Genomic DNA, 19,406 nt, shown 5'->3' on the forward strand with positions numbered 1-19,406 from the left:
GGGGTCGTGCCGCGGGTTCCCGGATGAGACGGAGCGGAGCCCCGCCGGGATCCCCGTGGGGGGTACCGCTTTCTCGTGAATCCTCCCGCTATCCGGGACCTCGCCCCCAATAAGGAGGGGCTTACGAAAACCTGGGATCGGGGTTATCTAGACTGCCTGCGAGGTTGAAGGAGGAGACCCACGTGCGCAAAGTCCTGATCGCCAACCGCGGCGAGATCGCGGTCCGTATCGCCCGTGCCTGCCGCGACGCGGGGCTGGCCAGTGTGGCGGTGTACGCCGAGCCCGATCTGGAGGCGCTGCACGTTCGGGTCGCCGACGAGGCGTTCGCCCTGGGCGGGCGGACGGCGGCGGAGAGCTACCTGGACATCGACAAGCTGCTGAAGATCGCCTCGGAGTCGGGCGCCGACGCCGTCCACCCCGGCTACGGGTTCCTGGCGGAGAACGCCGACTTCGCCGCGGCGGTGCAGAACGCGGGGCTGACCTGGATCGGTCCGCCGCCCGCCGCGATCACCGCGCTCGGCGACAAGGTGCAGGCCCGGCACATCGCGCAGCGGGTCGGCGCGCCGCTGGTCGCCGGCACCGCCGACCCGGTGTCGGGCGCGGACGAGGTCGTCGCGTTCGCGCGCGAGCACGGCCTGCCCATCGCGATCAAGGCCGCGTTCGGCGGCGGCGGGCGCGGCCTGAAGGTCGCCCGGACGCTGGAGGAGGTGCCCGAGCTGTACGACTCGGCCGTCCGCGAGGCCGTGGGCGCCTTCGGGCGCGGCGAGTGCTTCGTCGAGCGGTACCTCGACAAGCCCCGGCACGTCGAGACGCAGTGCCTGGCCGACAAGCACGGCAACGTGGTCGTGGTATCCACCCGCGACTGCTCGCTCCAGCGGCGCCACCAGAAGCTCGTCGAGGAGGCGCCGGCGCCGTACCTGTCGCAGGAGCAGCTGGAGCTGCTGTACTCCTCGTCCAAGGCGATCCTGAAAGAGGCCGGCTACGTCGGCGCCGGGACGTGCGAGTTCCTCGTCGGCCAGGACGGGACGATCTCGTTCCTGGAGGTCAACACGCGCCTCCAGGTCGAGCACCCCGTCACCGAGGAGGTCGCCGGGGTCGACCTCGTCCGCGAGATGTTCCGCGTCGCCGACGGCGAGGAGATCGGCTACGGCGACCCGGAGCTGCGCGGCCACTCGATCGAGTTCCGGCTGAACGCCGAGGACGCCGGTCGCGGGTTCCTGCCCGCCGTCGGCACCCTGACCGCCTGGCACCCCCCGACGGGCCCCGGCGTCCGCCTGGACGCCGGCTACGAGGCCGGGCAGACCGTCCCGCAGGAGTTCGACTCGCTCATCGCCAAGCTGATCGTGACGGGCGCGACACGGCGGCAGGCCGTCGAGCGGTCCCGCCGCGCCCTCGCCGAGTTCGTCGTCGACGGCATGCCGACCGTCCTGCCGTTCCACCGGGCGGTGCTGGACGACCCGGCGTTCGTCCCGGCCGACGACGAGACCCCGTTCAGCGTCCACACCCGGTGGATCGAGACGGAGTTCGACAACCGGATCCCTCCCCACGAGGCTCCCCCCGCGGGCGAGGAGGACGAGGGCGAGCGCGAGCGCGTCACCGTCGAGGTCGGCGGCCGCCGCATCGAGGTCGTCCTGCCCGCCGGGTTCGGCGCCTCCGCCGCCCCCGCCGCGGGCAGGGCGGGGCCCGCCAGGCGGCGCGGCGCCAAGAAGGGCGGCGGTGCGCAGGCGTCCGGCGACTCCCTGGTCAGCCCGATGCAGGGCACCATCGTCAAGCTCCTCGTCGAGGAGGGCGCGACCGTGGCGGCCGGCGACACCATCGTGGTCCTGGAGGCCATGAAGATGGAGCAGCCGCTCACCGCGCACAAGGCGGGGACGCTCACCGGCCTGTCCGCCGAGGTGGGCCAGACCGTCTCGGCGGGCGCCGTGATCTGCGAGATCAAGGACTCCTGACCGCGGCCGCCCTGCCGCACCCCCTTCCAGGACCGGGGACACGGGTCCTGGAAGGGGAACGGGGTGCGGTGCCCGTACGGGGCGTGCGCAAATCCGTCCGGCGAAGGACGTATCGGCGCGTTCACGTGGGCAGACTGTAAACATGAGCACCGAGAACCGGGCCGTCCGGGCCGCTCGCGGGGGCGCCGTCGCGGCGATCGTCGCCGCCGTCGCCGCCCCGGCGTTCGCCCTGGCCGCCCCGGCGGGCGCCGCCGCGTCGCAGGCCACCGCACCGAAGACCGCGACGACGTCGGGAGCCGCGGCGGCACCGGCGGCGGCCGTGCGGGCGGCGGTCCCGCGGGCGGCGGCCGACGACACCGTCGGCCAGATCGCCAAGGGCCTGATCGACTCGCGGCTGTTCGTGACGAGCGGCGCCGGGAACCCGCTGTCCCCGGCCGACCGGAACGAGATCGAGACGTCCCTGGGCGGCGACAGCGACGCCGACATCCGCGCCGTCGTCGTCCGCAGCGACGTCACCGGCACCGAGGTCCGGCAGCTGCTCCCGGCCGTCGCCGAGCGCGTCGGCAAGGGCGGGACCTACGTCGCGATCACCGCCGACGGCGCCCGGATGGGCGCGGTCTCCAAGAAGCTCGACCGCGCGGAGATCAACCAGTTGGTCACCCGCACCGAGGGCGCGCCGCTGAAGCAGCGGCTGATCCAGTTCGGCGGCCTGGCCGAGAAGAAGGTCGACAGCGACTCGCGGTCCAGCGCGACGGTCGGCTACGTGCTGCTCGGCCTGCTCGTGCTCGTGGTGGCGGCCATCACGGGCGTCATGCTCACCGCCCGGAAGAAGCGCCGGGAGCGCGCGGCCCGCGAGATGGCCGACCTCAAGGCGGGCGTGCAGGAGGACGTGACGCTGCTCGGCGAGGACATCGCCCGCCTCGACCTGAACGTCATGGACAGCGGCCTGGATCCCGACACCCGCTCCGACTACGAGCGCGCGATGAACTCCTACGACCGCGCCAAGTCCTCGACCGAGCGCGCCGCCCGGCCGCAGGACATGCAGGAGGTCGCGACGGCATTGGAGGACGGCCGCTACCACATGACCGCGACGCGCGCCCGGCTCGCCGGGGACCCGGTGCCCGAGCGGCGCGCGCCCTGCTTCTTCAACCCGCAGCACGGGCCGTCCGTCCAGGACGTGACATGGGCGCCGCCCGGCGGCGTCGCCCGCTCCGTCCCGGCGTGCGCGGCCGACGCGGAGGCCGTCCTGCGCGGGAGCGACCCGGACGTCCGCATGGTCCCGGTGGGCGGGGAGCGGCAGCCGTACTGGAACGCGGGTCCCGCGTACGCGCCCTACGCCGGCGGCTACTACTACGGCTACGGCGGGGTCGACCTGCTCAGCGGCCTGCTGATCGGCACCGCGCTCGGCTCGATGTGGGGCGGCGGCTTCGGCGGGGGCTTCGGCGGCGGTGACTTCGGCGGGGGCGACGGCGACGTCGGCGGCGGCTGGGACTTCGGCGGGGGCGACTTCGGAGGCGGCGGCGGGGGCGGCGACTTCGGCGGCTTCTGAGGCACGTGCCCCGTGGTGGCCGCCCTCGGGCACACCGGCGCGGCCTGCGCTGCTTCTAGCCGGATCTCCGGACGGCCCGGCCGGGCACGCCGCTAGTAGGCGTGCTCGGCCATCAGCCGGCGGGACGCCTCGGTGATGCTGCCCGACAGCGACGGGTAGACGGCGAACGTGTGCGCCACCTGGTCGACGGTGAGGTGCTGCTGGACGGCGATCGACACGCCGAGAATCAGTTCGCTGGCCCGCGGCGCCACGATCACGCCGCCGAGCACGATCCCCGTGGACGGGCGGCAGAACAGCTTCACGAAACCGTCCTCGAAGCCCTGCATCTTGGCGCGCGCGTTGGTGAACAGCGGCAGCATGACCGTCCGGGCGTTGACGTCCGCGGAGTCGACCATGTGCTGCGTCACGCCGACCGACGCGACCTCGGGATCGGTGAAGATGTTGGAGGAGACCCAGCCGAGCTTCAGCGGCTGCACGGCCTCGCCCAGCGCGTGCCACATCGCGATGCGCCCCTGCATGCCCGCGACGGACGCCAGCATGAGCACGCCCGTGCAGTCGCCGGAGGCGTAGATGTGCGGCACGGACGTCCGCGACACCTTGTCGACCTCGACGAAGCCGCGCGCGTCGCACCGCACGCCGACCTCCTCCAGGCCGATGCCCCGGGTGTTCGGGACCATGCCCACGGTCATCAGGCAGTGCGTGCCCTCGACCTTCGTCCCGTCCTCCAGCGTGACGATCACACCGTCGCCCGACCGCTCCACGGCCGCCGCCCGCGACCGCGACATGACGTTCATGCCGCGCCGCAGGAACACGTCCTGCAGGACGGCCGCGGCGTCGGCGTCCTCCGTCGGCAGGATCCGGTCCCGCGACGAGACCAGCGTCACCTTTGAGCCGAGCGACAGGTACGCCCCCGCGAGCTCGGCGCCCGTCACGCCGGAGCCGACCACGATCAGCTCCTCGGGCAGCTCCGGCAGGTCGTAGAGCTGGCGCCAGTTCAGGACGCGCTCGCCGTCGGGCTCCGCGCCGGGCAGCACGCGCGGCGTCGCGCCGGTCGCGAGGAGCACGATGTCGGCGTGGATGCGGCGCTCGCCGACCGCCACGACGTGCGGCTCCACCAGCCGCGCCTCGCCGCGGACGATCTTCACATCCTCGTAGGCGAGCCGTTCCGCGACGTCGAACGACTGGGCCCGTGCGAGGTCCTTCACACGCTTGTTGACGGTGGCCATGTCGGCCTCGAGGGCGCCGACGATCCCGTCCGGGCCGCCGTTGAAGCGCAGCCCGAGGCCGGCGGACTCCGACATGACCGCGATGCGGGTCGAGGTGGCGATGAGCGTCTTGGAGGGCACGCAGTCGGTGAGCACGCACGCGCCGCCCGGACCGTCCCGTTCGACGACGGTCACGTCGGCGCCGAGCTGCGCCGCGACGAGCGCGGCCTCGTAACCGCCCGGGCCTCCTCCGATGATCACGATGCGGGTCACATCTTCCATTGTTTCCTACTCACGGCAGTGAAAAGTCCCGCTCCGGACCCTTTCTTCCTGCGACAACCCCCTGGAGGCCCATCAACCGGTGTGGCGCGCTCCATCGCAGAGCCCAACCGCCACGCCCCGCCACCCACTTGGCGCGTCCCCTGTGGGGGGCGTCCCCCACACCCCCGAGCCCTACTTGGCGCGTCCCCTGTGGGGGCGTCCCCCACACCCCCGAGCCTTACTTGGCGCATCCCCTGTGGGGGGCGTCCCCCACACCCCCGAGCCTTACTTGGCGTAGCCTTCCCCCGTGGCTCTGTACGCGGCGTACGCCTCCAACATGGACCCCGAGCAGATGTCCGGCCGGGCTCCCCACTCGCCCATGCGCGGCACCGGCTGGCTCGCCGGGTGGCGCCTCACCTTCGGGGGGCAGGACAAGGGCTGGGACGGGGCCCTCGCGACGGTCGTCGAGGACGACTCCGAACAGGTCTTCGTCGTCATCTACGACGTGCCCGACTGGGACGAGAAGGAACTCGACGCCTGGGAGGGAGCCGCCCTCAACGTCTACCGCAAGATCAGGGTGCGGGTGCAGACGCTCGACGGCGACGCGCTGTGCTGGATGTACGTCCTGGACGACTACGAGGGCGGAGTGCCGTCCGCGCGCTATCTCGGCATCCTCGCCGACGCCGCCGAGAAGGCCGGCGCGCCCGACGACTACGTCAAGGAGCTGCGCACGCGTCCCTGCAAGTCGCTGGGCGACTGATCTGCGGCGGCGCGGCGACGCGGCGGTAGTGTCGGCGATGTGAGCAACGACGCTTCTGCACTGGCACGGGACGCGGCGGACGAGCTGCGTTCCCGCACGTCCATCGACTCCTTCGACGTCGCCCTCGTCATGGGGTCCGGCTGGGTTCCGGCGGCCGACGAGCTGGGCGGCCCCGTCGCCGAGCTGACGGTGACCGAGCTGCCCGGGTTCGCGCCGCCGGCCGTGGAGGGCCACGCCGGGCGGATCCGCGCCGTGGAGATCGGCGGACGCAACGCGCTGGTGTTCCTCGGCCGCACGCACCTGTACGAGGGGCGCGGCGTCGAGTCCGTCGTGCACGGCGTCAGGACGGCGCTCGCCGCGGGCGTCAAGACGATGGTGCTCACGAACGCGGCCGGCGGGCTGCGGCCCGAGCACCAGCGGGTGGGCGACCCGGTGCTGATCTCCGACCACCTGAACCTGTCCGGCGCGAACCCGCTGACCGGCGCGACGTTCCTGGACCTGACCGAGGCGTACTCGGGACGGCTGCGGGCCCTGGCCAAGGAGGCCGACCCGAGCCTGTCGGAGGGCGTCTACGCGGCGTTCCGCGGGCCGACCTACGAGACGCCCGCCGAGATCCGCATGCTGCGCGCACTGGGCGCCGACATGATCGGCATGTCGACCGTGCTGGAGACGATCGCGGCCCGCCAGGGCGGCGCGGAGGTGCTCGGCATCTCCCTGGTCACCAACATCGCGGCGGGACTGTCGGACGAGCCGCTCGACCACGAGGAGGTCCTCGCGGCGGGACGCGCGTCGGCGGGCCGCATGGGCGGCCTGCTCGCCACCGTCCTGGCGAAGCTGTGAGCGACCTGCGCGCGCGGGCCGAGGACTGGCTCGGGCAGGACCCCGACCCGCGGACGCGCGCCGAACTGCGAGCGATCCTCGACGCGGGCGACGAGGCGGCCCTCGCCGAGCGGTTCGGGGCGCGGCTGGAGTTCGGGACGGCCGGGCTGCGCGGCGAGCTCGGCGCCGGGCCGAACCGGATGAACCGGGTGACGGTCATGCGCGCCGCCGCCGGCCTGGCCGCCCGGCTGCCCACCGGCGGCCGTGTGATCGTCGGGTTCGACGCGCGGCACGGCTCCCGGCGGTTCGCCGACGACACCGCGGCCGTGCTGAGCGGGGCGGGGCTGCGCCCGGAGGTGTTCGCGGGCCCCGTCCCCACGCCCGTCCTGGCGCACTTCACCCGGGCGTTCGACGACATCGTGGCGGGCGTCATGGTCACGGCCAGCCACAACCCGCCGCGCGACAACGGCTACAAGGTGTACTGGGCGGACGGGGCGCAGATCGTCCCGCCGACGGACGCGGAGATCTCCGCCGCGATCGACGCCGTCGGCCGCGTGGACGAGCTGCCCCTCGGCGAGGGCTGGCCCGTCCACGCGGGCGCCGGCCTGTACCTGGACGCGGTGTCGTCCCTGCGCCTCGGCGGCGACCGGGACGTCTCGATCGTCTACACGCCCCTGCACGGCGTGGGCCGGGACGTCCTGCTCGCCGCGTTCGAGCGCGCCGGGTTCCCCGCGCCGATCGTCGTCCCCGAGCAGGCCGAGCCCGACCCGGACTTCCCGACCGTGGACTTCCCGAACCCGGAGGAGCCGGGCGCACTCGACCTGGCGCTGGGCCTCGCCGAGGCCCGCGGCGCCGACCTGGTGATCGCGAACGATCCGGACGCGGACCGCTGCGCCGTCGCCGTCCCGGGCCCGTCCGGGTGGCGGACCCTCACCGGCGACGAGGTCGGCGGGCTGCTGGCCGAGCACGTGCTGCGGCACACCACGGGCGGCGACCGCCTGGTCGCGACGACGATCGTGTCGTCGTCGCTGCTGCGCTCGATCGCCGCCGCACACCGCGTCCGGTTCGCCGAGACGCTCACCGGCTTCAAATGGATCATGAAGGCGGGCGGGCTCGCCGGGGGGCGCGGGGGGTCGTCCCCCCAGGGGAGACCGGACCGGCTGGTGTTCGGCTACGAGGAGGCGCTCGGCTACAGCGTCGGCGACGAACGGGGCGTCCTCGTCAACGACAAGGACGGCATCGGCGCCGCCCTCGCCGTCGCCGCGCTCGCGGCCGACGCCAGGCGCGACGGCCGCACGCTGCTCGACCTGCTGGACGCGCAGGCCCGCCGGTACGGGCTGCACGCCACGTCCCAGCTGTCGATCAGGGTGAGCGACCTCTCGCTGATCACCGCGGCGATGGCCCGGCTGCGCGCCGCACCCCCGCGCGAGCTCGGCGGGCGGCGCGTCGAGTCGCTCGACGACCTCGCCCGGCCCGGCGGGGACCTGCCGCCCACCGACGGGCTGCGGTTCCGCCTGGCCGGAGGGTCGCGGGTGGTCGTGCGCCCCTCGGGGACGGAGCCGAAGCTGAAGTGCTACCTGGAGGTCGTCCTCCCGGTGGACGGGGACGTCGCCGCTGTCCGCGCGCGCGCCGCCGCCGACCTGGAGGCCCTGCGCGCGGACGTTTCCGCGGCCCTCGCCTGACCGGGCCCTCGGCCGGCCCCGGCCGGGTTCACGAGACCGCGCCCACGATCAGCAGGACGACGACCACCGCCAGCGGGACGGCCAGCGAGGCCAGCGCGGGAACGGACCAGCGGACCGTGCCCCTGGCGGGCCCCTCCTCCTGCGACCCGGCCCTGGCCTTGGCCGCCCGGTCGGGCGCGCCCGACCGGGCCTTGGGGCGCTGCCGGTCCTTCATCTCGTTCAGCTGCTGCGCCGCGTACGCGGTCGGCGTCCGTCCCCGCAGGTCGAAGCCCTGGCCCTGCTCCTTGCCCTTGCGGGCCTCCTTCTCGGCGCGGGCCTCCGCCTTGGCCTGCGCCCGCGGCGAGGTCTGCAGCACCCACGCCCGGGTCTCCAGGTCCGTCCCGTCAGGCCCGGCGAACACCACCGTCAGCGCGTTCTTGCCCTCGATCCGGCGGACCGCGCCCCACGGCGCCCGGACGTCCCGCAGCGGGTTGCGGACCGTCACCCCGCCCTCGTCGCCGGCGATCAGCGGCCGCATCCCGACCGTGTAGGCGATCCCGCAGCCGAGCAGCAGCAGGAACGCGATCGTCACCGTCGTCAGCGAGTAGTCGGGGTCACCGGTGATGCCGACGAACAGGTCGATGAGGTTGAGGGCGGCGAACACCAGCCACGCGTACGCGGCGACGCGCCCGCCGGTGGAGCGAATGGTCATGGCTCGATCATGCCAGGGGCCGGGCGCCGCTCCACTTGAGCTGCGCGAAACCGGGCTTGATCACCCCGTTGATCAGTTCGAGCCGCTCGTTGAACGGCGCGAACGCCGACTTCATCGCGTTCACCGTGAACCACTGCAGGTCGTCCCATCCGTAGCCGAACGCGTCGGCGAGCTCGGCGAACTCCTCCGACAGCGTCGTGCCGCTCATCAGCCGGTTGTCGGTGTTGACCGTGACGCGGAAGCTCAGCCGCCGCAGCAGCCCGATCGGATGCTCGGCGATCGACTTCGCCGCGCCCGTCTGGATGTTGGAGGTGGGGCACATCTCCAGCGGGATCCGCTTGTCCCGCACGTAGTCCGCGAGCCGGCCGAGCCGCGCCTCGCCGCCCTCCACCTCGATGTCGTCGATGATCCGCACGCCGTGCCCGAGCCGGTCGGCGCCGCACCACTGGATCGCCTGCCAGATCGACGGCAGCCCGAACCCCTCCCCCGCGTGGATCGTGAAATGCGCGTTCTCGCGCTGGAGGTACTCGAACGCGTCCAGGTGCCGGGTCGGCGGGTACCCGGCCTCGGCGCCCGCGATGTCGAACCCGACGACGCCCGCGTCCCGGTACCGCACGGCCAGCTCCGCGATCTCCATGCTGCGCGCCTGGTGCCGCATCGCGGTGACGAGCGTCCCGACGCGGATGCCGAAGTCCTCGCGGCCGCGCGCGAAGCCGTCCAGGACGGCCTCGACGACCTGCTCCAGCGACAGCCCGTCCCGCAGGTGCTGCTCGGGCGCGTACCGGACCTCCGCGTAGACGACCCCGTCGTTCGCGAGGTCCTCGGCGCACTCGTAGGCCACCCGGGTGAGCGCCTCGACGGTCTGCATCACCCCGACCGTGTGGGAGAACGTCTCCAGGTACCGTTCGAGCGATCCGGAGTTGGACGCCTCCTCGAACCACGTCCGCAGGGCGTCCGGGTCGGTGGTGGGCAGGTCCCCGTACCCGGTCTCCCGCGCCAGGTCCACGATGGTGGCGGGCCGCACCCCGCCGTCCAGGTGGTCGTGCAGCAGCACCTTCGGCGCGCGGCGGATGTCCTCGAGAGTAGGCCGATCGTTCATTCCCCGAACCTACCCGCCCCGGCCTCCCCGGGCGCCGTCATTTCTGGCCGGCGCCGCGGCCGCTCCGCCGTCCTCGACCTGGGGACGGCCCCGCCCGTCATCCCCGGAGACGGTCGAGGAACGCGGCGACGAGCGGCGCGATCTCGCGGAGGTGCGTTTCGAGGGCGAAGTGGCCGGTGTCGAACAGGTGGAGCTCGGCGTCCGGGACGTCCCTCAGGTAGGCGCGCGCGCCGGGCGCGGGGAAGAACGGGTCGTCCGCTCCCCAGGTGATGAGGGTGGGCGGCCTGTGCCGGCGCAGCCATGCCTGCCAGCGGTCGTAGCGCTCGATGTTGGAGTGGTAGTCGAAGGCCAGCGCCACCTGCGCCTCCTTGCGTCCCGGCAGGTCGAGGAAGTGCTGGTCGAGGGTCCAGCCGTCCGGGGCGATCGATTCGGGGCAGGCGACACCGGCCTCGTACTGGCCGCGGGTGCCGTCCAGGGTCAGCAGGCCGCGGACGGTCTCCTCCGCCCCCGGCGCCTCGGGGCGCAGGGCGATGAACTCGCGGGCGCCGTCCGAGAGGCCCTCCTCGTAGGCGTTGCCGTTCTGGACGACCAGGCCCGTGATCCGCTCGGGGTGCCGTTCGGCCAGCCGGAAGCCGACCGGGGCCCCGAAGTCGAACACGTACATGGCGAACCGGGTGAGCCCGAGCCGCTCCACGAAGCCCTCGACGACGTCGGCGAGCCTGTCGAAGCCGTAGCGGAAACCGTCCGGCGCCCTCGTGTGGCCGAAGCCGGGGTAGTCCGGGGCGATCAGCCGGTAGCGGGCGCCGAGGACCTCGATGAGCCGGCGGAACTGGTGCGACGCGGACGGGAAGCCGTGCAGCAGCAGCAGGACGGGCGCGTCCTCCCGCTCCGGGAGGGACTCGCGGTAGAAGACGCGGACGCCGCCGACGTCGACGTGGCGGTGGACGGTACGGGCGATCGACAGCATCACTAATGCCTTTCAGAGACAGTGATGCATTAGGTATAGCGATCAGACGCCTAACGGGTCAAACCATCGATGTACCGTTAGGTCATGAACGATCCGAGTCCGCTGATCGGTGAGCCGCCGGCCCTGGACCTGGTCAACACGCGTCCCGCGGGCGCCGACCTGCTGTCCGCACCGGACGACCTGCGGGTCTGGCTGCACCTCCAGGCCGACCGGTTCGACGAGGCGCGGGCCTTCGCCGACGCGGGCGCGGCGGCCGAGTCGCTGGCCGCCGTCCGGCACGTCCGCGAGCACACGGCTCGGGCCCTCGACCGCGTCCGCCGCGGCGAACCGCCCTCGGCCGGCGACCTGGAGGCCCTCAACCGGGCCCAGCTCGCCGCGCCCGCCGTCACCGAGCTGACCTGGAACGGCCGGGCCCTGCTCGCGGCCCGCCGCCGCACCGGCCCGCCCGGCCTGCGGCCGGCGGCGTGGCTGGCCGAGGCCGCCGCCGACCTCCTCGCCGACCCGGCGGTCACCACGGTCCGGGAGTGCGAGGCCGAGGACTGCGTGCTGCTCTTCCTGCCCGCCCACCCTCGCCGCCGGTGGTGCTCGGCGGCCCGTTGCGGCAACCGCGTCCGCGTCGCGCGCCACTACCGGCGTCACAGGCCCGCGGAAACCGGCCCCGTGTCCCCCTGACGCGCCGGGGCGGGGGCGCGCGGCGGCGCCCCCGCCCGACGTGACCGGACGATCAGTGCCGGGCCTTGGCGTACTCGCCCATGCCGCCGGCGAAGTCGAACACGACGCAGGCCTCGTCCCCGACGACCCACGCGTCATGGCCGGGCGCGACGACGAACACGTCCCCGGGACCGACCTCCTGCTCGACGCCGTCGCGGGTGAGGATGTGCATCCGCCCCTCGACGACGTAGCCGTTGTGGTGGACCTCGCAGAGGTCGGTGCCCGCGATCTCCCTCACCGACTCCGTCCAGCGCCATCCGGGCTCGAACGTCGCCTTCCCGAAGACGAGGCCGCTGAGGTTGGCGATCTCCAGGTGCCCCCTGGGGAAGTCCCGCCGGTCGTCCGGCTTCTCGATGCTCTTGATCTCAATCATGATGGGTCCCCCTTCCCCTTCTCTTTTCACGCTTGCACTAGCGCTGACCTGCGTCAAGTCGTCCGGGCCCGACAGTGCGCGGCGGTTGCGGAACAGCAGCGCCGGGGTCGCCATGGACAGCACGCCGGCGACCGCGACGGCGGTGCGGGGCCCGGTGAGGCCGGCCAGCAGGCCCCACAGGCCGGTCATCGCCGCGGTCGTGATCCTGCTCGTCACCGACCATGCCGACAGGACGCGGGCGACCCGGTCGGGCGGCGTCCACTCCAGCCGGTAGGTGGCGTACAGCGGGTTGAACACCCCCATGCAGGTGATCAGCCCGAGTTCGACGGCGATGACGAGCAGCAGACCGCCGACGCCCGGCCGGACCAGGGCCAGCCCGAGCAGCCAGCACGCGCGCAGGGTCCCGAAGACCAGCATGATCCTGGGGCGCCCGAACCGCGCGGCGAGCCGTCCGGACGACCGAGAACCGACGAGACCGCCCACGCACGGGGCGGCGAACGCCAGCGCGTACTGCCAGGGCGCGAACCCGAGGCGGCCGAGCATCAGGACGGCCAGCACCGGCGCCGTCGCCATGATCAGCCCGCTGACCAGGATCGTGTTGAGGAACAGCGGGCGCAGCGCCGGGCTGGTGAGGATGTGGCGCCACCCTTCGAGCAGGTCCCCGGCCCGGAGCCGGGCGCCGCCGCGGGCCGGGCACGGCTCCGTCCCGCCGATCGCGCGGATCCCGGCCGCCGACAGCAGGAAGCTGACGGCGTTGGCCGCCACGGTGACCAGCGGGCCGAACAGCCCGATCGCGGCCCCGCCGAGCGGCGGCCCGAGCATGGTGGCGGTCCAGGCCGTGGACTCCAGCCGCCCGTTCGCGGCGAGCAGGTCGTCCGGCCGGACGAGCGCCTTCAGGCAGGCGCCGCTCGCCGCGGTGAAGGCGATGTCGGCCGCGGCCACGACGACCGACACGACCAGCAAGTGGGTGAAGCCGAGCCCGCCGAGGACGAACGCGGCGGGCAGGCTCAGCAGCGCCGCGCACCGGACCAGGTCCATCGCGATCATCACGGGCCGCTTGCGGCGGAACTCCACCCAGGGCCCGAGCGGCACCGCCACCACCGCACCCACCAGCAGGCCCGCGGCGGCCAGCGCCGACACCCGGGCCGGTCCGGCGTGCAGCACGGTGATCGCGATCAGGGGGAACGCGTCGAAGGCGAGCCACGTCCCGAACGCGCTGACCGCGTAGGCCGTCCAGAGCCATCCGAACCGCCGCCCGAGCGACCGTCTTGTCCCCATGCGCCCGCCTCCACCCCGCCCTCGTCGGCCAGAGGGCATTGAAGCGGGCGCCGGGACGGCTGATCAAACAACCGGCGGCCGGCCATCACAACCAGGGGTTGTCACCGCAGGCGGCCCGGCCGGCCGGCGGGGCCCCCTCGTCAGCGGCTGAGCCGCCGGTAGGGGCGGACCGCGAGCGGCAGGAACGCCGCCGTGATCACGATCGGCCGGACGACCGCCATCAGGAGGGCGTGCTGCTCGCCCCAGGTGTTCCCGGCGGCGGCCGGATCGCCGAACAGCTCGCGGGACGCGGTCACCGTCGCCGACACCGGGTTCCACCGCGCGACCGCGCCCAGCCAGTCCGGCATGAGGGACGGCGCCACGAACGCGCTGGAGATCGTCGCGAACGGGAACGCCACCGCGAACAGGCTTCCGGCCGCCTCCTCGTTGGGCACCAGCAGCCCCAGCAGCACACCGATCCAGATCAGCGCGAACCGCAGCAGCAGGAACAGGGCGAACGCGGCGAGAGTGCCGAGCACGCCGCCACTGGAGCGCCAGCCGATGATGATCAGCACGCCGGATGACCGAGGCCGCCCGGTCTCCAGCGGGCTAGCGGACCGCGGTCTCGGCGGCGTAGACGATGACGTTGTCGCGGTAGCTCCGCTCGGCCCGGTCGAACGCGCCGCCACAGGTGACCAGGCGGAGCCCGGGATGGTCGAGCGGGCCGTAGACGCGCGCGGTGGGGAACCGTCCCTTCGGGACGCGCTCCACCGACTCCACGGTGAACACGGCCACCCTGCCGTCCGCGCGGCTCACCTCGATGCGGTGCCCGGGCCTCAGCCGGCCCAGGTCGTAGAAGACCGCGGCGCCCTTCGCGGAGTCGACGTGGCCCAGGATGACCGCCGCGCCGCGCTCGCCGGGGGTCGGCCCGCCCTGGTACCAGCCGGCCTCCCCCGGCCGGTCGGCCGGGGGGACCTGCACCTCGCCGCCGGCCCCGAGCCCCAGGCGGGCCAGCGGCGCCCGCACCCCGATGGACGGGATGGACACCCGGACGGGCGGGGAGCGGTCCAGCACCGGCCCGTGCCCGCCGGCCGCCCGGGGGGTCGCGGCCCATGCGGGCGGGCTCGGCGGACCGGCCGGGCCGCGCAGCCCGAGGACCACCAGGGCGAGGCCGGCGACCGTCAGGATCGCCGCCAGCGCCGCCGGGCGCCACCGGCCGCCCATTCCCCTCATCGCCCTTCCCGTCTCATTGGAATCGTCGGAGTCAGCCCTCGCGAGAAAGGCTCGCCATCACGCGGTCGTGCCACTCCTGCGGCGGACGGCAATGGCGCCGGCACCGATCCCGCCCAGCAGCAGGACGCCTCCCCCGGCCAGAAGGGCGGTGTTTCCGCCGCCCGTCCCGCCGCCGAAGCCCGTCTTCGGCCCGCCGGTCGGGGTGGGCTGCGCCATCGGGCGCGCCCTGCCGTCGACGACGTGGACCTCGCCGGTCCCCTTGAACGTGCCGCACCGCACCAGCACCGTGTAGGTGCCGGGGACGGTGTCCTTCTTGATGGTCGCGAGACCGGCCCGGCCGTCGACCTCTTCCGCGCCGTTCAGCGGGACGGCCCCGCCCACGAAGGCCAGCGAGCCCGCCGTCCCGTCCACCTGGCACTTCTTCCCCACGACGGTGATCTGCTCACCGGGGCGGGCCTGCGCGGGCTTCACGATGACGTCGCCGGGGTCGGCCATCGCGGGCGCGGCCATGCCGAGCGTCGCAGCACCGATCACGAGGCCGAGAACGGCCGCCTTACCGAGTCGCATGTTCTCTCCGTATCGACACGGCGGCTTACTCGACTTTCAGCCCGTGAGCCCGTGCCCCCTTATGCCTTGTCTGATGAGGACGGTACCTGTTTGGTTCGGTGATCCTTTTTATTGGCCCGGCGATGAGTCGACCGGCCAATCCCAGAAAGGTTGGTGTGATAGCCGTCACATTGCGACTCCGTTCCAGGACGGCGGCATGGCGGGGCCGGGGCGACCTCCGGCCGACGGCGCGGACGTCCCCGTCCTGGCCGGCAGGGCCCCCGGCCGATGCCTTTGGGGCCCTAGGGCCCTGGGGCAGGAAAATGCGCGTTCGTAGCATTCAGGTCCATTCGGAAATGAGCGCAGCGGAGCTCGGAAGGCAGGGTCAAAATGAAGAAGAAACTCGCGACGATCGCCGTGTTCGGTGTCACGGGGGCCACCGCGGTGGCCGGGTGGTCGGTCGCGGGCGGCGGATCGGACGACCCGGCGCCCCCGAGAACGGTCTCGGCCGTGGCGGGGAAGTCGTCCGAGACGAAGAAGGCGAAGGAGAACCGGCCCTGCTCCTTGGGCCGCTACTCCAAGTACCGGAAGTTCGTCCGGACGGAGAAGGCGTGGCCGAACAGCCCGGGCTGGCGCGTCTCGGGATGGGGTCCGCACTCCACGCTGAATCTGAGCAAGGCCGTTCAGATCAGCAACAGCGTCAGCGGCACGTTCGGGGTTTCCCCCAAGGCCATCAGCGCCACGGTCGGATTCAACGTGACGAAGAGCTACACCACCGCCATCTCCTACACCGCGGAACTGAAGAAGAAGGCCCACTACACCCTTCGCGCGGGCACGGCCCACAAGGTGTACGTCTTCAACGTCTACGAGAAGCGCGGCACGTACCACTTCTTCAGTCCCACCGCCGCCCGCTGCGCCTGGGACGGAAAGCCCGGCCATTACGTCGGTACCGGCACCGCGAAGAAGTTCTGGACCGTCGACTACCGGCTGACCAAGGGCCGCAAGGCCTGAGCGGGCGTCCGGCGGGCCGCCCCTCGGGGACGGCCCCGCCGCCCGTGGGGGCGCGGCGGGGCCGTCGGGCGGGTCATTCCTCGGTGAGGGGGAGGGTCAGGGTGCTGCCGTGCAGGTCGACCTTGACCTTCGTGCCCGCCGGGTAGCGGAGCGTGTAGGCGTGGTCGGTGGCCAGCACCATCAGGCCGATCCGGTGGCCGGGCTTGAAGACGTGGTCGTACGGCTGCATGGGCCAGCTGAACGTGTAGTCCTTGCCGGCCTTCACCGGGGTGCTCCGCCAGATCGACTCGCGGTTGCGGACGTCCGTCCAGCCGCGCGTCACGATCTTGAACGGGGTGACGGCGGTGGTGTACCGGCGGACGGTCCGGCAGCCCTCGTCGCCGGGGATCGAGTCGCCGTAGCACCACCTGTCGGACGTCGGGGCGAAGCCGGAGACGCGCTCGTCGGAGCCGTAGTCGACCAGGAGGGCCGACAGGTACGGCGAGCGGCCGTCGACGGAGGCGCGCAGCCTGATCCGCGCCGTGCCGCTGAGCCTGGCGGCCCTGGTCAGCTTCGGCGTGAGGTAGATCAGGCGGTTCGGGTCCGCCGCGTCCGGGGTCGCCGCCAGTTCCTCGGCCTTGCGGGACGGGTCGTCCACCAGCTGCTGCGTGCCGCGGCCGCGCTCTCCGAGGCCCTTGGCCGACAGGCCGAGCGGCACGGGACGGGCCGAGGTCTCCGGCCAGTCCTTGTGCGTCTCCCACTGGCCGGGGGTGCGCTCCAGGTCGACCTTGGGCCGGCGCATGACGTCGTTGCGGACGTTGTAGAGCTCATGCGCGAACCACAGGTTCAGCGATTCGAGCCACACGCTCTGGCGGACGTCCAGCGGCTCGTCGTGCGCGGCCTGGTGGATCCAGAGCTTGCGGTCGACGCCGGCCTTCTTCAGCCCCTCCCACAGAAGGGACATCTGGATCGGCTTGACGTTCCAGTCGGCGAGACCGCTGGTCATGAACACGCTGGCCTTGAAACGGGGCGCCGACTTGGCGAAGTTCCGTTCGTCCCAGGTCCGGTTGTAGTCGCCGGTGACCCGGTCCATCTTCTTCTCGAGGTCGTGCATGACGGGCGCGCACACCGCGGGGTCGCGGCGGGTGAGCACCGCCTTGGCGTGCAGGTCGAGGTCCTCGCCCTCCCAGCCGTCCGGCGCGACCACGCCGCCGTTGGCGCGGTACTCGTCGTACCAGTTGGAGACGCCGGAGATGGACACGACCGTCTTCAGGCCGGACACCCGGGTCGCGGCGGTCGCCAGGGGCAGCGTCCCGTCGTAGGACTTGCCGGCCATGGCGACGTTCCCGGTCGACCAGCCCGCGCGGATCCTGTTGCCCTGGGCGTCGAACGCGGTGGCCTTGCCGGTGAGCCACTCGACGACCGACTTCATGCCCTGCGCCTCGTTCGGGCCGACGGCGGTCGGGCAGCCGTCGGAGTCGCCCGTGCCGAGGGTGTCGGCCGCGAGGACGGCGTAGCCGCGGGAGACGAAGTAGTTGTCGTAGTAGACGCGGGAGTAGCTCGTCGCACCGGGCGGGCCGGGCGGCGGCGTCCACGGCGCGAGGCGCGGGTGGTCGGTGACGTCGGCCGGGTGGTACGGCGGGTCCTGGAGGCCGGCGTAGTAGGGGCTGCCCTCAAGGATCGAGGCGACCTTGAGGCCGCCGCCCGTCTCCTTGGGGCGGGTGATGTAGACGGACACGCGGTCGCGTTTGCCATCCCGGTCGCTGTCCACGGTCGTCTCGACGAAAACCTTCTCGCGGATGGCGTCCTTGAACGAGAACGCGGGCTGCGTCTTGCCGTCCTTCACCACGATGTGGGGACGGCCCGCGTCGGCGTACGCGGGCACCGTGCCGGCTGCGAGGCCGACCGTGCCCGCGAGCGCCGCGACGGGCAGGAGTGAGAGTCGCAACGTCCGCTCCTTGGCTGCTGAGAGAAACCTGATCAGCTTCCAGAGCGGACACAACGCCCGTCAACGGTGATTCTTAACAAATCATCTGGGTCCCGCGATCCGGTCGATGACCAGCGGGAGCGCGGGCACGGTGCCGCCTGCCCCGATGTCGAAGGCGCCGTCCAGAGCCTCCAGCGCGCGGCCGAACCTGGCCTCGTCGTCGGCGTGCAGCGTCAGCAGCGGCCGGCCCGCCTCGACCGTGTCGCCCGGCTTCGCGTGGCAGATGACGCCCGCGCCGAACGAGACCGGGTCCTCCTTGCGGGCCCGGCCGGCGCCGAGACGCCAGGCCGCGACGCCCACCCCGTAGGCGTCCAGCCTGGTCAGCACGCCCGAGGACGGGGCGGTGACCACGTGGGTCTCGCGGGCGGCCGGCAGCGGCGCGCCGGGGTCGCCGCCCTGCGCGGTGATCATGCGCCGCCAGGCGTCCATGGCGGAGCCGTCCTTCAGCGCGTCGGCCGGGTCCCGGCCGGAGATCCCGGCGGCGTCGAGCATCTCCCGCGCCAGCGTCAGCGTCAGCTCGACCACGTCGGGCGGGCCGCCCCCGGCGAGCACCTCGACCGACTCGGCCACCTCGACGGCGTTGCCGACCGCGCTGCCGAGCGGACGGTCCATCGCGGTCAGCAGGGCGACCGTGCGCAGCCCGTGGTCGGCGCCGATCGCGACCATCGTCTCGGCCAGCTCCCGGGCCTGGTCCACCGTCTTCATGAACGCGCCCGAGCCGACCTTGACGTCCAGCACCAGCGCGCCCGTGCCCTCGGCGATCTTCTTCGACATGATCGAGGAGGCGATCAGCGGGATCGACTCCACCGTGCCGGTCACGTCGCGCAGCGCGTAGAGCTTGCGGTCGGCCGGCGCGAGGCCGCCGCCCGCCGCGCAGATGACCGCGCCGGCCGAGCGCAGCACGCCCAGCATCTCGGTGTTCGACAGCGACGCCCGCCAGCCCGGGATCGACTCCAGCTTGTCGAGCGTCCCGCCGGTGTGCCCGAGGCCGCGCCCCGACAGCTGCGGGACGGCCGCCCCGCACGCCGCCACCAGCGGCGCCAGCGGCAGGGTGATCTTGTCGCCGACGCCCCCGGTGGAGTGCTTGTCGGTGGTCGGACGGTCCAGCCCCGACCAGTCCATCCGCTCGCCGGACCGGATCATCGCCTCGGTCCACCGGGCCACCTCGGCCCGCGACATGCCGTTCAGCAGGATCGCCATCGCCAGGGCCGACATCTGCTCTTCGGCGATCACGCCCCGCGTGTAGGCGTCCACCGCCCAGTCGATCTGGTCGGGGGTCAGCGTCCCGCCGTCCCGCTTGGCGCGGATGACATCGGTGGCGTCCACG

The 19,406-nt window shown here is 73.1% G+C and carries 17 protein-coding genes; 7 read left to right on the forward strand and 10 right to left on the reverse strand.

The window, feature by feature from the left end; genetic code table 11:
- The first annotated feature begins 182 nt into the window (after positions 1 to 182).
- Positions 183 to 1,949 (forward strand): acetyl/propionyl/methylcrotonyl-CoA carboxylase subunit alpha, encoded by a 1,767-nt coding sequence (locus tag CHC11_RS27855; protein WP_089314809.1) that lies wholly within the window; start codon positions 183 to 185, stop codon positions 1,947 to 1,949.
- A gap of 142 nt (positions 1,950 to 2,091) precedes the next feature.
- Positions 2,092 to 3,498: a hypothetical protein gene (locus tag CHC11_RS41645; RefSeq protein ID WP_179279042.1), complete on the forward strand. Its 1,407-nt coding sequence runs from the start codon at positions 2,092 to 2,094 to the stop codon at positions 3,496 to 3,498.
- Between the two features lie 92 nt (positions 3,499 to 3,590).
- Here the strand turns inward: CHC11_RS41645 and CHC11_RS27865 are convergent, their stop codons facing one another.
- The gene (locus CHC11_RS27865; RefSeq protein WP_089314810.1) at positions 3,591 to 4,976 is read right to left on the reverse strand and encodes an NAD(P)H-quinone dehydrogenase; all 1,386 of its coding nucleotides are present in this window, start codon (positions 4,974 to 4,976) and stop codon (positions 3,591 to 3,593) included.
- A 295-nt stretch (positions 4,977 to 5,271) separates the two neighbouring features.
- On the opposite strand from CHC11_RS27865, the gene CHC11_RS27870 reads away from it, so the two are divergent.
- Genes CHC11_RS27870 through CHC11_RS27880 form a run of 3 tightly spaced genes read left to right on the forward strand, consistent with a single transcriptional unit; the run spans position 5,272 to position 8,225 of the window.
- On the forward strand, positions 5,272 to 5,724 hold the full coding sequence (locus CHC11_RS27870; protein ID WP_089314811.1) for a gamma-glutamylcyclotransferase family protein: 453 nt from the start codon (positions 5,272 to 5,274) through the stop codon (positions 5,722 to 5,724).
- A 39-nt stretch (positions 5,725 to 5,763) separates the two neighbouring features.
- Positions 5,764 to 6,564 (forward strand): purine-nucleoside phosphorylase, encoded by an 801-nt coding sequence (locus CHC11_RS27875; RefSeq protein WP_089314812.1) that lies wholly within the window; start codon positions 5,764 to 5,766, stop codon positions 6,562 to 6,564.
- The gene (locus CHC11_RS27880) at positions 6,561 to 8,225 is read left to right on the forward strand and encodes a phospho-sugar mutase (RefSeq protein WP_089314813.1); all 1,665 of its coding nucleotides are present in this window, start codon (positions 6,561 to 6,563) and stop codon (positions 8,223 to 8,225) included. The genes CHC11_RS27875 and CHC11_RS27880 overlap by 4 nt, the downstream gene beginning before the upstream one ends.
- Positions 8,226 to 8,253: 28 nt before the next feature.
- Here the strand turns inward: CHC11_RS27880 and CHC11_RS27885 are convergent, their stop codons facing one another.
- The 3 genes from CHC11_RS27885 to CHC11_RS27895 all read right to left on the reverse strand — a co-directional run bounded on the left by CHC11_RS27885 (position 8,254) and on the right by CHC11_RS27895 (position 10,982).
- The gene (locus CHC11_RS27885; protein ID WP_089314814.1) at positions 8,254 to 8,916 is read right to left on the reverse strand and encodes a PH domain-containing protein; all 663 of its coding nucleotides are present in this window, start codon (positions 8,914 to 8,916) and stop codon (positions 8,254 to 8,256) included.
- 7 nt (positions 8,917 to 8,923) lie between these two features.
- Positions 8,924 to 10,015, reverse strand: a complete 1,092-nt coding sequence (locus CHC11_RS27890) for an adenosine deaminase (RefSeq protein WP_089314815.1) — start codon at positions 10,013 to 10,015, stop codon at positions 8,924 to 8,926.
- 97 nt (positions 10,016 to 10,112) lie between these two features.
- Positions 10,113 to 10,982 carry an alpha/beta fold hydrolase gene (locus tag CHC11_RS27895; protein WP_089314816.1) on the reverse strand — a complete coding sequence of 290 codons (870 nt, stop codon included), beginning with the start codon at positions 10,980 to 10,982 and terminating at the stop codon, positions 10,113 to 10,115.
- Positions 10,983 to 11,066: 84 nt separating this feature from the next.
- Here CHC11_RS27895 and CHC11_RS27900 point away from each other — a divergent pair, with 84 nt between their 5' ends.
- Complete coding sequence (locus CHC11_RS27900) at positions 11,067 to 11,654, forward strand: CGNR zinc finger domain-containing protein (protein ID WP_089314817.1); 588 nt, start codon at positions 11,067 to 11,069, stop codon at positions 11,652 to 11,654.
- Positions 11,655 to 11,706: 52 nt separating this feature from the next.
- On the opposite strand, the gene CHC11_RS27905 is transcribed toward CHC11_RS27900, so the two are convergent.
- From CHC11_RS27905 to CHC11_RS27920, 4 genes are all read right to left on the reverse strand, one after another.
- The gene (locus CHC11_RS27905) at positions 11,707 to 13,344 is read right to left on the reverse strand and encodes an MFS transporter (RefSeq protein WP_089314818.1); all 1,638 of its coding nucleotides are present in this window, start codon (positions 13,342 to 13,344) and stop codon (positions 11,707 to 11,709) included.
- A 140-nt stretch (positions 13,345 to 13,484) separates the two neighbouring features.
- Positions 13,485 to 13,898 (reverse strand): ABC transporter permease, encoded by a 414-nt coding sequence (locus tag CHC11_RS27910; protein ID WP_218826279.1) that lies wholly within the window; start codon positions 13,896 to 13,898, stop codon positions 13,485 to 13,487.
- 34 nt (positions 13,899 to 13,932) lie between these two features.
- The gene (locus tag CHC11_RS27915; RefSeq protein ID WP_089314820.1) at positions 13,933 to 14,556 is read right to left on the reverse strand and encodes a class F sortase; all 624 of its coding nucleotides are present in this window, start codon (positions 14,554 to 14,556) and stop codon (positions 13,933 to 13,935) included.
- 57 nt (positions 14,557 to 14,613) lie between these two features.
- Positions 14,614 to 15,123, reverse strand: a complete 510-nt coding sequence (locus tag CHC11_RS27920; RefSeq protein WP_089314821.1) for a hypothetical protein — start codon at positions 15,121 to 15,123, stop codon at positions 14,614 to 14,616.
- A gap of 369 nt (positions 15,124 to 15,492) precedes the next feature.
- On the opposite strand from CHC11_RS27920, the gene CHC11_RS27925 reads away from it, so the two are divergent.
- Positions 15,493 to 16,113, forward strand: coding sequence for a hypothetical protein (locus CHC11_RS27925; protein WP_089314822.1), 621 nt, complete (start codon positions 15,493 to 15,495; stop codon positions 16,111 to 16,113).
- Positions 16,114 to 16,186: 73 nt separating this feature from the next.
- Here CHC11_RS27925 and CHC11_RS27930 read toward each other — a convergent pair whose 3' ends face one another.
- Together CHC11_RS27930 and CHC11_RS27935 are read right to left on the reverse strand one after the other, a co-directional pair.
- Positions 16,187 to 18,040 carry a Xaa-Pro dipeptidyl-peptidase gene (locus CHC11_RS27930; RefSeq protein WP_179279043.1) on the reverse strand — a complete coding sequence of 618 codons (1,854 nt, stop codon included), beginning with the start codon at positions 18,038 to 18,040 and terminating at the stop codon, positions 16,187 to 16,189.
- Between the two features lie 81 nt (positions 18,041 to 18,121).
- Entirely contained in the window at positions 18,122 to 19,405 is a 1,284-nt protein-coding gene (locus CHC11_RS27935; RefSeq protein ID WP_089314824.1) for a thymidine phosphorylase, read from the reverse strand.
- Position 19,406: the final 1 nt, after the last annotated feature.

This window comes from Actinomadura mexicana, from assembly GCF_900188105.1.
In the GTDB taxonomy this organism is placed as follows: Bacteria; Actinomycetota; Actinomycetes; order Streptosporangiales; family Streptosporangiaceae; genus Spirillospora; species Spirillospora mexicana.

Excerpts from the sequence above, each read along its gene's own strand:
- CHC11_RS27920 (WP_089314821.1), bottom strand. The coding sequence starts at position 15,123 with ATGCGACTCGGTAAGGCGGCCGTTCTCGGCCTCGTGATCGGTGCTGCG.
- CHC11_RS27895 (WP_089314816.1), bottom strand. The coding sequence starts at position 10,982 with ATGCTGTCGATCGCCCGTACCGTCCACCGCCACGTCGACGTCGGCGGC.
- CHC11_RS27925 (WP_089314822.1), top strand. The coding sequence starts at position 15,493 with ATGAAGAAGAAACTCGCGACGATCGCCGTGTTCGGTGTCACGGGGGCC.
- CHC11_RS41645 (WP_179279042.1), top strand. The coding sequence starts at position 2,092 with ATGAGCACCGAGAACCGGGCCGTCCGGGCCGCTCGCGGGGGCGCCGTC.
- CHC11_RS27885 (WP_089314814.1), bottom strand. The coding sequence starts at position 8,916 with ATGACCATTCGCTCCACCGGCGGGCGCGTCGCCGCGTACGCGTGGCTG.
- CHC11_RS27905 (WP_089314818.1), bottom strand. The coding sequence starts at position 13,344 with ATGGGGACAAGACGGTCGCTCGGGCGGCGGTTCGGATGGCTCTGGACG.
- CHC11_RS27900 (WP_089314817.1), top strand. The coding sequence starts at position 11,067 with ATGAACGATCCGAGTCCGCTGATCGGTGAGCCGCCGGCCCTGGACCTG.
- CHC11_RS27915 (WP_089314820.1), bottom strand. The coding sequence starts at position 14,556 with ATGAGGGGAATGGGCGGCCGGTGGCGCCCGGCGGCGCTGGCGGCGATC.
- CHC11_RS27890 (WP_089314815.1), bottom strand. The coding sequence starts at position 10,015 with ATGAACGATCGGCCTACTCTCGAGGACATCCGCCGCGCGCCGAAGGTG.